This window comes from Rhizobium rhizogenes NBRC 13257 (assembly GCF_000696095.1).
GTDB classification, from domain to species: domain Bacteria; phylum Pseudomonadota; class Alphaproteobacteria; order Rhizobiales; family Rhizobiaceae; genus Rhizobium; species Rhizobium rhizogenes.
In genome coordinates this window covers 346,650-361,332 of sequence record NZ_BAYX01000008.1, presented here as the reverse complement: position 1 = coordinate 361,332, position 14,683 = coordinate 346,650, and the positions used below count along the sequence as shown (strand labels likewise).

Genomic DNA, 14,683 nt, shown 5'->3' with positions numbered 1-14,683 from the left:
AAGACGCATCAGAGCCGATCGTGCCGGAGCACAATCAGAGTGCCATATCCGGAACATGCTTGACTGCACCGTTCGGAGCACTCGTCCCATCGGGCTTTGCCAGCGCAGACGCATCGATGGCCGGCGAAGCGATGGCCAGTTGCAGCCGACCGGCCGTCGCGGCCCACTCTTTAGCAAGCACCTCAGGAGTCTCGTTCAGCTTCACGCCATAGCTCGGAACAATATTGTGGATCTTTTCCTGCCATTCGGCCGTCGCGAGCCGCTCGGCGAATACCTTCTTGAGCAGATCGAGCATGATGGGCGGCGCGGTGGATGCGCCGGGCGAAGCGCCGAGCAGCGCGGCAATACTGCCGTCCTTCGACGCAACGATTTCAGTCCCGAGCTTCAGGACGCCACCTTTTTCTTCGTCGCGCTTGATGATCTGAACACGCTGGCCAGCCTGCCATAGGCGCCAATCTTCCGCCTTGGCATGCGGGAAATATTCGCGCAGCGCCGCCAGACGGTTCTCATCGGACAGCATCAGCTGGCCCGCCAGATATTCGACAAGGCTGAACTCATCCAGGGCCACCCGGATCATCGGCCAGATATTGTCGAGCGTCACCGAGGCGGGCAGATCGAGATAGGATCCCTCTTTCAGGAACTTGGTGGAGAAGGTCGCGAAGGGTCCGAACAGAACCACCCGCTTTCCGTCCAGCATGCGCGTGTCGAGATGCGGCACGGACATGGGCGGCGCACCGGTTGAAGCCTGGCCATAGGCCTTTGCCAGATGCAGGCTTGTCACATCGGGATTGTCGCAGACGAGGAACGAGCCGCCGACGGGGAAGCCGGCGTAATCGTCACCTTCGGGAATGCCGGACATCTGAAGCAATGGCAGGGCAGCGCCGCCGGCACCAAGGAACAGAAACTTCGCGTTGATCGTGCCCTTGCTGGAGCCGTCCTTGGTATCCGCGTAGGTGACGCGCCAGCTGCCGTCTTCGTTACGCTCAATCGCGTGCACTTCCGAAGAGGTGTGCAACTTGAAGGTCGACTGGCTCTTGAGATGCGCGACATATTGCCGGGTGATCTCGCCGAAATTCACGTCTGTTCCGAGCGGGCACCATGTCGCCGCGATGTTCTGCGAGCGGTCGCGCCCTTCCATCATGAGCGGAACCCATTTCGCGATCTCGTCGTGATCGCGCGAGAACTTCATGCCGGAAAAGAGCGGGCTTGCCTTCAGCGCCTGATGACGCTTTTCCAGGAAGTCGGTATTCTTGTCACCCCAGACAAAACTCATGTGGGGCGTCGAATTGATGAAAGAACGCGGGTTTTTCAGAACACCCACATCCACTTGATGGGCAAAGAACTGGCGGGATATCTGGAAGGATTCGTTGATCTCGACCGCTTTGCTGATATGGACGGTGCCGTTCTCGTCCTGGGGCGTGTAGTTGAGTTCGGCTAGAGCCGAATGGCCGGTCCCGGCGTTGTTCCAGCCGTTGGAGCTTTCCAGTGCGACATCATCGAGCCGCTCAAGCATTTCGATCGTCCAGGAGGGCTCCAGCTCGGTCAGGAGAACACCGAGCGTCGCGCTCATGATGCCACCGCCGACAAGGAGAACATCCACTGCTCTCTCGGCAGGGGCAGCCCAGCTGGGCAGTGCGGGAAGGCTGAAAGCAGCGGCGCTGGCGGCTGCGGATCCAAGAAGTTGCCGCCGGCTCATCTCAATGGTGGAAGAGCGTTCGGCGCGCGTCTTGATGCTCTTGGGATTGTTGGGCATCGCTAATCCTGCCTCATATCATTCGGCTATAGATCCTCCCGGGCGAGGCTATAAGCCATCGATTGTGCCGTGACAAGTATGCGCGCGACATAATGTATCACTCCCCCAGACCTGGATGGGGTACCTTACGAATCGTCCGATTCGTCGTCGGGGATCGGCGGCGCGGAACCGGCATCATCACGATAATCCACCTGCATGAAATAGAGCCCGTCCGGCGGCGCAACAGGGCCGCAAGCCTTGCGGTCGCGCGCCTCCAATGCGGTTCGCACATCGTCCGGCGTCCACTTGCCTTCGCCCGCGAGCTTCAGCGTTCCGGCAAAGGAACGGATCTGATTGTGCAGGAAACTTTGCGCCGTGGCGCGGATCTCGATCAGCTCGCCACTCCGCGTCACATCCAGTCGGTCAAGCGTGCGCACCGGGCTGTTGGCCTGACAATGCACCGATCGAAAGGTCGTGAAATCGTGCCGGCCGACCAGGGTTTGCGCCGCTGTATGCATGACCTCGTGATCCATATCCTTCGCCACCCACCAGGCGCGCCCGGCCTCCAGCGCCAACGGCGCGCGGCGGACGATAATGCGATAAAGATAGTGCCGGCGGATTGCCGAAAAACGGGCGTCGAAGCTGGCATCGACTTCCATGACATTCAGAATGGCGACACGGTCGCCGGCAAGCCGCAGATGGGCGTTGAGCGCATTGCGCAGCGTGTGCGGCTTCCATTCCTTGGACAGATCGGCATGGGTCACCTGACCCACGGCATGCACGCCGGAATCGGTGCGTCCCGCGCCGCGAACGGAAGCCGTCTCACCCGTCAACGACAGGATGGCGCGCTCGATCGCGCCCTGTACGGAAGGACCGTTGTTCTGACGTTGCCAGCCGACATAGGGGATGCCGTCATATTCGACGGTCATACGGTAGCGCGGCATCAGACGGGTCCCAGCGCCAGTATCGTGCCCGCCGCGACTGGCGTGCCGCGCAGGAAGTCGGCCGCGGCCATCGGCTTGCCACCGGCCTTCTGCAGCTTCGTCAGCCTGACAGCACCGGAACCGCAGGCAATCGCCAGATCGTCGCTCAGCACTTCACCGACAGCGCGCTCGCCCTCGGCAAGTTCGGAGCCAAGCACCTTCACACGCTCCGGCTTGCCCGCAATTTCCATTTCGAACCAGGCGCCCGGAAAGGGCGACAGGCCGCGAATATGATTGTGAACATCGGCGGCCGGCTTGCTGAAATCGATGCGGGTCTCACCCTTGTCGATCTTGGCGGCGTAGACGACGCCCTCGGCGGGCTGCTCGGTCAGCGGCAGCTCATTATATTCCAGCTTGTTCATCGCCTCGGCCATCGCCTTGGCGCCGGCTTGCATCAGTTTGTCATGCAATTCGCCGGCAGTCATGGTGCCGCCGATCTCGACTTCGCGGGTCAGGGCGACCGGGCCGGTGTCGAGGCCTTTGTCCATCTTCATCACCATCATGCCGGTCTTCTTATCGCCGGCCATGATCGCCCGCTGGATGGGAGCGGCCCCGCGCCAGCGCGGCAGCAACGAGGCATGGCCGTTATAGCAGCCGAGCCGCGTGCCGGTGAGGATCGCCTCGGGCAACAGCAGACCGTAGGCGACAACCACGGCGACATCGGCATCGAGCTCGCGAAAACGCTGGCGCTCTTCCTGATCCTTGAAATTGACCGGCGTGAATACCGGCAGGCCCAACAGCTCCGCCGCCTGATGCACCGGCGACTTCTGCAGGTCTAACCCACGCCGCCCGCCGGGACGCGGCGGCTGCGTATAGACGGCACGGATCTTATGACCGGCATCGATCAGCGACCGCAACGTCGGCACGGAAAATTCGGGCGTTCCCATAAAGATAATGCTGAGCGACATGCGATCCGTCCGGCTAACTAAATTAGCCGCCTTCAAACGGGTTTACGAGCCTAAGATCAAGCCCTTCGAAATCTTTTGTATTCCGCGTCGCCAATGTTGCGCCATGCGCAAGGCAGATGGCGGCGATCATGGCATCCTTGGTTTCCATGCGTCGCCCGATCTTGTGGCGTTGGGCAGAAATCACCCCGTAGTGATGAGCAGCGTTTGGCGAAAAAACAAGAATACGTCCGGTAAACTCTGCTTCGATTGCCTCCAATTCCGAAAGCAACCCAGCTTTGCGCTTGCCCTCGACCAGAAGTTCCAGTCCAAAACGAACCTCGCCAATGGTAATCGTTGTCAGAAAAACAGCCTCAGCATCGTGAGCATCGAGCCACGAAAGTATCCGATCGCTGTATAACCGCCCCTGCAGCTCCGATATGACATTGGTGTCTAGAACGATCATTCGGAATCTCCGAGTAGGAGATCACTCACAGCAGCATCTCCTGCAACACAGCCTGTTGTACAGTGCAGTCACTCGAACCGCGGCGGCTCGCGATCCGGTGCATGCCGGAAAGCGGCAATTGCCTCGATCTCATCCTCGGTCAATTTCTCTTTGCCAAGAATGGCCCGCAGTCTCTGCCCCGCAGAGGTACCTGAATTCAGCTGACGCCCAAGAGATTGGCGTAGCAGATCAATTGCCTCATCGGAAAGACTTCGGCCATGTCGATTGGCATTCGCTTGCAATTGCTTTTTCAGTGCCTCGTCCATGCCGCGTAGCAAAAGGTCGCTCATTCAGCACCTCCATTTGATATCAATGATATCATAGGCGCTTCAGCCGCATCTTTCAACGGCGACTACTCAAAGCGCCTTCGACTTGGCCGCCTTGGTGAATTTCTTGATCACCATCTCGCGCTTCAGCCGCGAGATATAGTCGATGAACAGCACGCCGTTCAGGTGATCGATCTCGTGTTGCAGGCAGGTGGCGAGCAAGCCGTCGGCTTCGATGAGCTGTTCCTTGCCGTCGCGGTCGATGTGCTTGACGGTGACACGGGCCGGGCGTTCGACCTCGGCGTAATAGTCCGGAATGGAGAGACAGCCTTCCTCATATACCGAACGCTCGTCCGACGAGGCGACGACCTCGGGATTGATGAAGACCAGCGGCTGCTTGTCCTCGCCTTCACGCGCGACATCGATCACCAGCATGCGGCGGGCCACGCCGATCTGGACGGCTGCAAGGCCGATGCCCGGTGCGTCGTACATGGTTTCCAGCATGTCGTCGGCAAGGCGCAGAATTTCGGTATCGACACGCTCGATGGGCTTGGAGGCCTGGCGGAGCAGCGGATCGGGCAAAATGATGAGTGGCTTGATCGTCATGACGTTTCCCATAACGCATCTTTTGGCGCGATGGAATTATCTAGTTGGCAGTCGAAGCGTGTTTTTTCAACGACTACGGCTTCGGGTCGACAAAGACGCCCCGGAATTTTGTTCACGTTTTGATCTGGATATTCTTCGCGGTTTTGTTATGGTGCCGGCAAGAGTTCCACGAGTATATACGATATCATGTCCTTTACCCTCTTCGGCCAGGCAATTCCCGCAGTCCCGGCTCTGACCGGCCTTATCATTCTGCTCCTGATCATCGTGATCGTCCTTGTCATCAACGGCAGAAGGCGGCAATCGGAGGAGGATATGCTGCGGGCCGAGGATGCCGAGCACAACATGGCGGCGATCCTCAGGGCGCAGACGGAGATGCAGGGGCGGCTTGCCGCCATGACCGAGGTCTTCGGCTCGCGGCAGGCAGAGCTCAATCAGGCCATTGGTCAGCGTCTGGATGGCATGTCACAGCGGGTAACGGCGACGATCGGCGAACAGACGCGCTCGACGCACGAGAACCTGCGCCGTCTGCAGGAGCGGCTGGCCGTCATCGACGCGGCGCAGACCAATATCCAGTCGCTGGCGAAGGATGTCGTAGGCCTTCAAGCAATTCTCTCCAACAAGCAGACGCGCGGTGCCTTCGGCCAAGCACGCATGGAAACGATCATCGCCGACGGGTTGCCGATGGGCGCCTATGCGTTTCAACCCACGCTGTCGAACGGTTCGCGGCCGGACTGCACCATCCGTATGCCGAACGGCTCACCACCGCTGGTCATCGATGCCAAATTTCCGCTGGAAGCCTGGAACGCCATCCGCAACGCCACTGCCGCAGGCCCGGAGCATGGCAAGGTCGCCGCACAGCAATTCCGCCGGGATCTCGAAGTGCATATCCGCGATATCGCCGAGAAATATCTCATCCAGGGGGAGACGCAGGATACCGCTTTCCTCTTCGTCCCCTCCGAATCGATCTTTGCCGAAATCCACGAGAATTTCGAAGCGATCGTGCAGAAGGCACAGCGCTCGCGCATCGTCATCGTCTCGCCATCACTGCTGATGCTGTCGATCCAGGTCATCCAGGCAGTGCTGAAGGACCAGCGTATGCGCGAGCAGGCGCATGTGATCCAGGGGGAAGTCGCGCATCTGATGGACGATCTCTCCCGCCTCGACGAGCGGGTGCGAAAGCTGCAGGGGCATTTCGCCATGGCGCAGAAGGATGTCGATATGATCGTCACCTCCGCCGACAAGCTGGCGCGGCGTGGCGAGCGGATAGAGGCGCTGGAATTCGAGACCGTCGTCGAGCCGGCAAAGCCCGCCGCCGAGGACCGGCCGAAACCTATCGACAATCGCACCGGTCAACTCAAGCTAAGGGTGGTTGACGAGGACTGACCGCTTCGGGCAGTGTCGCGCCAAATCAGCGCATGATCCGCAAAACAGGCACAGTTGCTGTGACGGGATCATGATCGACCAGCAAGCAGGGCAGGACATCCCATGATCACCATTTTCGGCTCCATCAACATGGACCTCATCGCCACCACCGACCGCCTGCCGAAGCCGGGCGAGACGGTGGCCGGCAACGGCTTTTCCACCGCCGCCGGCGGCAAAGGCGCCAACCAGGCGCTGGCCGCGCGCCGCGCCGGTTCGACCGTGCGCCTGACCGGTGCCGTCGGCAATGATGGTTTCGCCGAGCCCGCCCTTGCCCTCCTCGACGCTGCCGGCACCGATCTTTCCACGGTGGCTCATGTTTCCGAACCGACCGGCACGGCGCTGATCCTGGTCGGCGGTGACGGCGAGAACATGATTGCTGTCGTCCCCGGCGCCAACGGCACGAAGACGGCCGAAGACGCAACCGCCGTCGTCGATGCGCTGAGTGCTAGTGATACGCTGATGCTGCAATTCGAAATCCCGGTTGCGGCCGTCGAAACGGCACTGACTGCCGCCAAGGCCAAGGGCGTGCGCACGGTTCTCAACCTCGCGCCGCTCATTCCCGAAGCAGCGCGCCTCGGGCGTCTCGCCGACATCGTCATCGCCAACGAAACCGAATTCGAGCTGCTCGCCGGCCAGGACAATATGTCGGCCAGCGATCGCGAGGCGGCGCTTACCCGCCTGCATGCCGAGACTGGGCAGACGCTGATCGTCACGCTTGGCGGCGACGGCGTCATCGCCATCCGCAATGGCGAGCTTTCGCGCGCCAAGGGCCTCGTCATCGAGCCGGTCGATACCGTCGGCGCCGGCGACACCTTCTGCGGCTATTTCGCCGCCAGCCTCGACCAGGGTCTGGATTTCCACGCGAGCTTGCGCCGCGCCGCCGTCGCCGGTTCGCTTGCCTGCCTGAAGCCCGGCGCCCAGCCTGCCATTCCGGTTGCAAGCGACGTCGTCGCGCGTCTTTGAAACCCACTGTGCTCGAGTATCCCGTTTGCAGGCGAAATCGCCTGCAAACGGGATATTTCAGCAAAGCAAGTTAATTAAATTTTTCCGCTTCGCCATCATCCTCCTCTCGTCTGCCGTGTATCAACGTCTCGCGGCGGCAGGCATTTTCCCGGCGGCCCCATGACAGGGCCATCCTGTGCCGACCTTGCATTCGGATAATGTGCATCCGACGCATCGCCCTCGAGGAAATGATGTCCATTTTTCGTATGAAGTCGCTTGCGGCCAAGCTCATCCTGGTCACCGGGCTGGCGATTGCGCTTGTCCTGTTCGTCTCGAATTTCCTGCTGATTTCCCAGACACGCGATCGCGTCCAGACGCTGACGATGGACCAGGCCAATAGCGAGGCCAAATCCATCTCCAACGAGATCGCCGCCAATGTCGGCGAACTCGCCAGCGCCGCCCGCTCGATGGCGGCCGTGATCGGCCGTGGCCACGAGGGCCATACCTTCGACCGCAAAGGCATCATCAATATCCTCAAGGCCAATGTCGAACAGAACGCCTTCGCCTTCGGCAGCTGGTTCTGCGAGCAGCTCGGCACGTTCGACGGCAAGACGACGGAGCTTGCCGGCAACAAGGATCAAGGCGTCAACGACAAGGGCGCGTTTACACCCTATTGGTCGAAGACCAAGGATGGCGGCATCCAGTACTCCACCTTCGACAACGACTACACCGCCGCATGGTGGAAGCTCGCCGCCGGCAGCGGCAAGGGCGCGATCACCCCGCCCTATATGGCCGAGGGCACCGAGGTTCCCACGACCATGAGCTCGATCGCCTATCCAGTCATGTCCGGCGGCAAGATGATCGGCGTTTCCGGTGTCGATATCTCGCTCGCCTCACTATCCACCAAGCTGCAAAACCTGCATCCCTTCGGTTCCGGCCGCGTGCTGCTGGTTTCGCAGGATAACAAATGGCTGGTGGCGCCGAGCAAAGAACTGCTGATGAAGGACTACAAGGGCGACGGCGCCGACGTCATCAAGGCCGCGCTGACATCCTCGACGGCAGGCCTGTTGAAAAACCTCGCCGATGGCAGTGGAGAGGCATTCGACCGCGTGGTCTATCCTTTCGCTGTGCCCGGCCTCAACGCCACCTGGGTCGTTCTTGTCGATGTGCCGCATAGCGCGATCGAAGCACCCGTGCGTGATCAGACCTACATGATGATCATTGGCGGCATCCTGGTGCTCGCCGCCGTCATGCTGGCCCTCTATGCCGCCGTCCGCCGCTTCGTGCAGAAGCCGCTCAGCGGATTGGTTGCCAGCGTCAACAGCCTCAGCGCCGGTAACTATGGCGAACCTGTCACGGGCCAGACCGGAACCGACGAGATCGGCTCGGTCGCCAAGGCGCTCGAAGGCTTCCGCTTTGGGCTTGCCGATGCGAAGCGATTGGAAACAGAGGCCGACGACCAGCGCCGCGCCGCGGAAGGCGAGCGTTATCGCTCGGAGACGGAACGCGGCGAAACCGTCGCGCTGCAGCGGCGCATCGTCACCATTCTCGGCCAGAGCCTGGCGGAGCTTTCCAAGGGCAATCTCGGCCATCGCATCGCCGAGGAATTCCCCGGCGAATATGCCAGCCTGAAGCAGGATTTCAACGAGGCCCTCGCAAGCCTCGAAGAGACCGTGCACACCATGAACCTCAGCGTCGGCAATATTGGTAACGGCACCGGCGAAATCAGCAACAGCGCCTCCGATCTTGCCCGCCGCACGGAGCAGCAGGCGGCGAGCCTGGAACAGACCGCGGCCGCGCTCAACCAGCTGACCGCCCAGGTCAACTCCAGCGCCGAGAACGCACGCACGGCGGCAAGCAGCGTCAACGCAGCATCGGAGGATGCAGGACGCTCCGGCGAGATCGTGCAGAAGGCGATCGCCTCCATGCAGGGCATTGAGCAGTCGTCGCAGGAGGTCTCCCGCATCATCAGCGTCATCGACGAGATCGCCTTCCAGACCAATCTGCTGGCTCTCAACGCCGGCGTCGAAGCCGCTCGCGCCGGCGAGGCAGGCAGGGGCTTTGCTGTCGTGGCGCAGGAGGTGCGTGAGCTGGCGCAGAGATCCGCCAACGCCGCCAAGGAAATCAAGACCCTGATCAACACCTCGGCCGGTCAGGTGAAGGAAGGTGTCGATCTTGTCGGCCATACCGGCAATGCGCTGCACAAGATTGCCGAGCAGGTGATGGAGATCAACAGCCTTATCCGGCAGATCTCGGCTTCGGCCAGCGAGCAGGCAATCGGGTTGAAGGAAATCAACGCCGCGGTCAACCAGATGGACCAGGTGACGCAGCAGAACGCGGCGATGGTGGAGGAAACCACGGCCGCCAGCGTGGCGCTGAACGACGAAGCCCAGACGCTGAGAGCGCTTGTCGCCCGCTTCCGCACGTCGCATGGCGGCCAGGACAATGCCTCGGCGCTGCGTGCCGCCGCCCAGCAGATGCGTACGCCCGCGCAAGCTCACCGGACCTCGCCTGCCGCTGCTCCAACTCGCAAAGCGCGACCGCAGACCCAAGGTGCCAACGCATTGGCACGGGACGATTGGGAAGAGTTCTGAGCCGGTTCATGAGAAATGCAAAAGGCCGCCGGTTCATCTCGGCGGCCTTTTGCATTTAATTGGTTCGCGCAAATGATCAGATGCGCGCGAAACGTTCCGTCAGCAGCGCGAAGAAACCGTCGGCATCGACATCCCGCATGACCTTGGCATTATGCTTGCGGTCGGTCACATGCCACCAATCGACAACGGTCATGCCGACGGTCAGTTCCGAGGTGATTTCGATCTCGACATTGCAGTCGCGACCCTTGAATAGCTCCGGCTTCAACAGATAGGCAACAACGGTTGGATCGTGCAGTGGGCCGCCGTCGGAACCGTATTTCTCGATGTCGAAGCGCTCGAAGAATTCCAGCATCTCGACCATGGCCTTGGCCGGCGCCGAACCGATCGCGGCGATGCGCGCGACGCGATCCTTGCGGGTGAGCAGCTGATGGGTCACATCGAGCGGCATCATGACGATCGGCACGCCGGAGCGGAAGACGACATCGGCGGCTTCCGGATCGACATAGATGTTGAATTCGGCGGCCGGCGTGATGTTGCCGCCCTCGAAGAAGCCGCCGCCCATCATCACCAGTTCGCGAACGCGACCGACGATATCCGGAGCCTTTTGGAAGGCGAGCGCGATATTGGTGAGCGGACCGAGCGTGCAGAGTGTGACGGCGCCCTCCGGTTCGCTGCGCAGCGTCTCGATGATGAAGTCGACGGCATGGCCCGGCTGCAACGCCATGGTCGGTTCGGGCAGTTCAGGACCGTCGAGGCCGGTCTTGCCGTGCACATGCTCGGCGGTGACCAGCTTGCGCTTGATCGGCGCATCGGCACCGGCAAAGACCTTGACGTCGCGGCGATTGCAGAGCTCGCAAACGATGCGGGCATTGCGGCTCGTCAGCGCCAGCGGCACGTTGCCGGCAACTGTCGTGATGCCGAGCACCTCGAGTTCCTCGCGGCTTCCGAAGGCAAGCAAGATCGCCGCGGCATCGTCCTGGCCGGGATCGGTATCGATGATGATTTTTCTGGGCTCGGTCATATCTGTGGCTCCCTCCGGTGCAGATCGGCATGACTTGATGCGAGCCTGCCGGAGCTTTGTCAAGCAGCCACAAGGGCGAGAAGACGACGAACGTTTCTCCAGCGAAACTGATTTCGCAGCTGCGAAGCCGGACCGTCTTGCACTCCCCTCCCCATGCCCCCATATTAGCGACTGCCGGGTGCTGACGATCAGGTCCGGAAAGGTCGCTTGCTACCCAAGGACTTGACGATGAGCCGGACGACGCCTTTTGCCAGCCCTCTTCTTCTGGGCTTCGATACCATGGAAAAGACGCTGGAGCGGATTTCCAAGGCCAGCGATGGTTACCCCCCCTACAATATAGAACGCATGCGCCCCGATCGTATTTCGGGCGAGCCCGAACGCCTGCGTATCACGCTTGCGGTTGCCGGCTTCTCCGAGGACGAGCTCGACATCACCACGGAAGAAAACCAGCTTCTCATCCGCGGCCGGCAGGTGGAGCAGGAAGAACGCGATTATCTCTATCGCGGTATTGCGGCCCGCCAATTCCAGCGCGTCTTCGTTTTGGCCGACGGCATGCAGGTGCTTGGCGCCGTTTTGAAGAACGGACTGCTCTCCGTCGACCTCATTCGGCCGGAGCCGGCGCGTATGGTAAAGAAAATTAACATTTCGGTCTCACAGTAGGACAACGGCTGATTGCCGTTGGTCCCTCATACTGGAGGTACGAACATGCTTATGAGAGAAGCCACTGCCCGCCTGACCCAATCCGAACTTGCCCATCTGGGCAGCGGTGAGGTTGCCTATATCCGGAAAATTCGCTCCGAAGAAGTATCCCGCTGCTTCCCGGAAGCGCCTTCCGATATCGATCCCGATGTCGACCTCTGGGCGCTCTTCGGCGCCGACGGCACCCCGATCCTTCTGACCGACAACCGGTCCAGCACCTTTTACAAGGCGGCCGAGGACGAGTTGAAGACAGTCAGCCTGCATTAAGTGCCGGCAAGACGAGGCGGCGAAACCTAAATCGTCGCGACTTTCGCAGCTTCGATGTGCGCAGCCCGGCACGGCTGCGTCAGGCCCGATGCGATACGGGAAGCCTTAGCCTGCATGTCTGGGGCCTGAATGTCTGGAGATCAATCTCCGGCGACCCCGAAACGGCCGCTCAAACCTTCTTGAATGTCAGATAGGCGGAAGACCGCCCCTCGCGCCGGGCTTTCGCCTCATAGCGTGTGCTCGGCCAGCCCTCATAGGGTGTCAGCCAGTCGGCGGCATTCTGCGCCGTCCACTCAAAGCCGCCATGGGCGTGGCAATGCTGCAGCGTCCAATTGACATAGGTATCGATGTCGGAAGCGAAGCAGAAGCGCGCACCGGGCTTCAGAACGCGGTGGAAGCGTTCGAGGTTGACCTGCGAGACGAAGCGGCGCTTCCAGTGTTTCTTCTTCGGCCAGGGATCGGGATAGAGCAGATCGATCTGGTCGAGGCAGGCGTCCGGCAACCAGTGCAGCAGTTGCGTCGCGTCGTCGTTATAGACGCGGATATTGCGCGCACCGGTCTCATCGATGCTGGCAAGCAGCTTCTGCATGGAATTGACGAAAGGCTCGACGCCGATGAAGCCGGTCGTCGACTGCTCGAGCGCCCTGTGGATCAGGTGCTCACCGCCGCCGAAACCGATTTCCAGGCGCAAACGCTCGGTCGGCACCGGAAACAGGTCATTCAGCGGCAGAGGCGCCGGCGTGGAAAGATCGACAAGATACTGCGGCAGCAGCGTTTCAAGCTTTTCGGCTTGCTGGCCGCGCAAGGCTTTACCCTTGCGCCGGCCAAAGAATGCTTCCGTCGCCCGCGACCGGCGCTCCGTATCGATCATGCAGCTTCCTGGATCTTCACGGATTCCTTCAGCGCCTTGACGAGGTCCGTACGCTCCCAGGAGAACGAGCCGTCACGGCCCGCCTTGCGGCCGAAATGGCCGTAGGCCGAGGTCTTGGCGTAGATCGGCTTGTTGAGGTCGAGGTGGCGGCGAATACCGGTCGGCGAAAGATCCATGTTCTTGCGGATCGCTTCTTCGACCTGATCCTCGGTAACGCCGTTGCCGGTGCCGTGCAGGTCGACATAGATCGACAGCGGCTGGGCAACGCCGATGGCGTAGGAAAGCTGGATCGTGCAACGATCGGCAAGGCTGGCCGCAACAACGTTCTTAGCGAGGTAGCGCGCGGCATAGGCGGCGGAACGGTCGACCTTGGTCGTGTCCTTGCCGGAGAAGGCACCGCCGCCATGCGGAGCTGCGCCGCCGTAGGTGTCGACGATGATCTTGCGGCCGGTCAGGCCGGCATCACCGTCCGGACCACCGATGACGAACTTGCCGGTCGGGTTGATGTACCACTTGCAATCATGCGCGATCTTCAGCTCACCGAGCGCTTCGCGGATATAGGGTTCGACAACGGCGCGAACCTTCTTTGAATCCCAGCTTTCGTCGAGATGCTGGGTGGACAGCACGATCGAGGTTGCCTCGAACGGCTTGCCGTCGACGTAGCGGACGGTCACCTGGCTCTTGGCGTCCGGACCGAGCTTGGCAACGTCGCCGTCGCCCTTCTTGCGGGCGGTCGCGAGCAGTTGCAGGATCTTGTGCGAATAATAGATCGGCGCCGGCATGAGATCAGGCGTTTCGCGGCAGGCATAACCGAACATAATGCCCTGGTCGCCGGCACCCTCGTCGCCCTGCTGGTCGGAAGCGCTGTCAACGCCCTGGGCGATGTCGGCGGACTGCGAATGCAGGAGCACGTCGATGCGTGCCTTCTTCCAGTGGAAGCCGTCCTGCTCGTAGCCGATATCCTTGATGGCGCGGCGAGCGGCGGCCTTGAACTTCGAGGGATTGATGACGTCGTTGCCGTCCTTGTCCTTCTTCATCAGGCTCGGCGGCAGGCGAACTTCGCCAGCGATGACGACACGGTTGGTAGTAGCAAGGGTCTCGCAGGCAATGCGTACACCCCAGGGGTTGATGCCGGTCTTTGCAGCTTCGCGGTAGACCAGATCGACGATTTCATCGGAGATACGGTCACAAACTTTATCCGGGTGACCTTCGGCAACTGACTCGCTGGTAAACAGATAATTCGCGCGCATGCGGGATTCCCCTCAAAGAACAAATCTCCTCTTTTGATATTCGTGTCGCGGCCGAAAAACAAGCCACAGAAGGACATAAATATATCTTTATATCCCGGTGGACGTGATAAATTTTTGCGCCAAACACGCAAAAGGCGGCCAAAATGGCCGCCTTTCGACATTGCTACCATGGCGCTGCGTCGAAACGACTACTCCGCGTCGGCCTCGGCCGCGAGAGCTTTAACGAGTTCGACGACCTTGCGGCGAACCTTGCCGTCGGAAATCTTCACGAAGGCGCGGTTCAGCTGCAAGCCTTCGGAGGACGACAGGAAATCAACAACATAGTTGGAGCTGGAGGCCTCGGCCAAACCGCCGGCGGTCGTCGTGTGATCGCCCGGAGCATCCTCGAAGAAGAAGGAAACAGGAACGTTAAGAATGCTGGAAATATTCTGAAGGCGGCTGGCGCCAACGCGGTTGGTGCCCTTCTCGTATTTCTGGATCTGCTGGAATGTAATTCCGAGGCTCTCGCCGAGCTTTTCCTGGCTCATGCCCAGCATCGTGCGGCGGAGGCGAATGCGGCTACCGACATGAATGTCGATCGGGTTAGGCTTCTTTTTATTCTCAATCATCTCATTACCCTAACATAGGTTGAATACAGGTCC

General features: G+C 60.7%; 15 protein-coding genes. 5 read left to right on the top strand and 10 right to left on the bottom strand.

What is annotated here, in order from left to right:
* Window positions 1–34: 34 nt before the first annotated feature.
* From mqo to def, 6 genes are all read right to left on the bottom strand, one after another.
* Window positions 35–1,753: a malate dehydrogenase (quinone) gene (gene mqo, locus RRH01S_RS20445; RefSeq protein ID WP_042473963.1), complete on the bottom strand. Its 1,719-nt coding sequence runs from the start codon at window positions 1,751–1,753 to the stop codon at window positions 35–37.
* 125 nt (window positions 1,754–1,878) lie between these two features.
* On the bottom strand, window positions 1,879–2,676 hold the full coding sequence (gene truA / locus RRH01S_RS20440) for a tRNA pseudouridine(38-40) synthase TruA (protein ID WP_007695428.1): 798 nt from the start codon (window positions 2,674–2,676) through the stop codon (window positions 1,879–1,881).
* Complete coding sequence (fmt, locus tag RRH01S_RS20435; RefSeq protein WP_007695426.1) at window positions 2,676–3,623, bottom strand: methionyl-tRNA formyltransferase; 948 nt, start codon at window positions 3,621–3,623, stop codon at window positions 2,676–2,678. Before fmt ends, truA begins: the two co-directional genes overlap by 1 nt.
* 22 nt (window positions 3,624–3,645) lie before the next feature.
* Entirely contained in the window at window positions 3,646–4,065 is a 420-nt protein-coding gene (locus tag RRH01S_RS20430; RefSeq protein WP_042473958.1) for a type II toxin-antitoxin system VapC family toxin, read from the bottom strand.
* A gap of 68 nt (window positions 4,066–4,133) precedes the next feature.
* On the bottom strand, window positions 4,134–4,394 hold the full coding sequence (locus RRH01S_RS20425) for a FitA-like ribbon-helix-helix domain-containing protein (RefSeq protein ID WP_007695423.1): 261 nt from the start codon (window positions 4,392–4,394) through the stop codon (window positions 4,134–4,136).
* Window positions 4,395–4,460: 66 nt separating this feature from the next.
* Entirely contained in the window at window positions 4,461–4,976 is a 516-nt protein-coding gene (gene def / locus RRH01S_RS20420; protein ID WP_007695421.1) for a peptide deformylase, read from the bottom strand.
* A gap of 186 nt (window positions 4,977–5,162) precedes the next feature.
* On the opposite strand from def, the gene RRH01S_RS20415 reads away from it, so the two are divergent.
* From RRH01S_RS20415 to RRH01S_RS20405, 3 genes are all read left to right on the top strand, one after another.
* The gene (locus RRH01S_RS20415; RefSeq protein WP_007695419.1) at window positions 5,163–6,359 is read left to right on the top strand and encodes a DNA recombination protein RmuC; all 1,197 of its coding nucleotides are present in this window, start codon (window positions 5,163–5,165) and stop codon (window positions 6,357–6,359) included.
* A gap of 102 nt (window positions 6,360–6,461) precedes the next feature.
* Entirely contained in the window at window positions 6,462–7,361 is a 900-nt protein-coding gene (locus tag RRH01S_RS20410) for a ribokinase (protein ID WP_042473953.1), read from the top strand.
* A gap of 230 nt (window positions 7,362–7,591) precedes the next feature.
* A complete protein-coding gene (locus tag RRH01S_RS20405; protein WP_042474020.1) occupies window positions 7,592–9,934 on the top strand; it encodes a methyl-accepting chemotaxis protein in 2,343 nt (780 codons plus the stop codon).
* A 76-nt stretch (window positions 9,935–10,010) separates the two neighbouring features.
* On the opposite strand, the gene RRH01S_RS20400 is transcribed toward RRH01S_RS20405, so the two are convergent.
* Window positions 10,011–10,955 (bottom strand): nucleoside hydrolase, encoded by a 945-nt coding sequence (locus RRH01S_RS20400; protein ID WP_042473950.1) that lies wholly within the window; start codon window positions 10,953–10,955, stop codon window positions 10,011–10,013.
* Between the two features lie 228 nt (window positions 10,956–11,183).
* On the opposite strand from RRH01S_RS20400, the gene RRH01S_RS20395 reads away from it, so the two are divergent.
* Both RRH01S_RS20395 and RRH01S_RS20390 read left to right on the top strand, forming a co-directional pair.
* Entirely contained in the window at window positions 11,184–11,615 is a 432-nt protein-coding gene (locus tag RRH01S_RS20395; RefSeq protein ID WP_007695414.1) for an Hsp20 family protein, read from the top strand.
* 45 nt (window positions 11,616–11,660) lie between these two features.
* Entirely contained in the window at window positions 11,661–11,921 is a 261-nt protein-coding gene (locus RRH01S_RS20390; RefSeq protein WP_007695413.1) for a BQ00720 family protein, read from the top strand.
* 169 nt (window positions 11,922–12,090) lie between these two features.
* Here RRH01S_RS20390 and trmB read toward each other — a convergent pair whose 3' ends face one another.
* The 3 genes from trmB to RRH01S_RS20375 form a co-directional block, all read right to left on the bottom strand.
* Window positions 12,091–12,792: a tRNA (guanine(46)-N(7))-methyltransferase TrmB gene (trmB, locus tag RRH01S_RS20385; protein ID WP_042473945.1), complete on the bottom strand. Its 702-nt coding sequence runs from the start codon at window positions 12,790–12,792 to the stop codon at window positions 12,091–12,093.
* Entirely contained in the window at window positions 12,789–14,042 is a 1,254-nt protein-coding gene (metK, locus tag RRH01S_RS20380) for a methionine adenosyltransferase (RefSeq protein ID WP_007695411.1), read from the bottom strand. The genes trmB and metK overlap by 4 nt, the downstream gene beginning before the upstream one ends.
* Before the next feature lie 188 nt (window positions 14,043–14,230).
* On the bottom strand, window positions 14,231–14,650 hold the full coding sequence (locus RRH01S_RS20375) for a helix-turn-helix domain-containing protein (protein ID WP_007695410.1): 420 nt from the start codon (window positions 14,648–14,650) through the stop codon (window positions 14,231–14,233).
* Window positions 14,651–14,683: the final 33 nt, after the last annotated feature.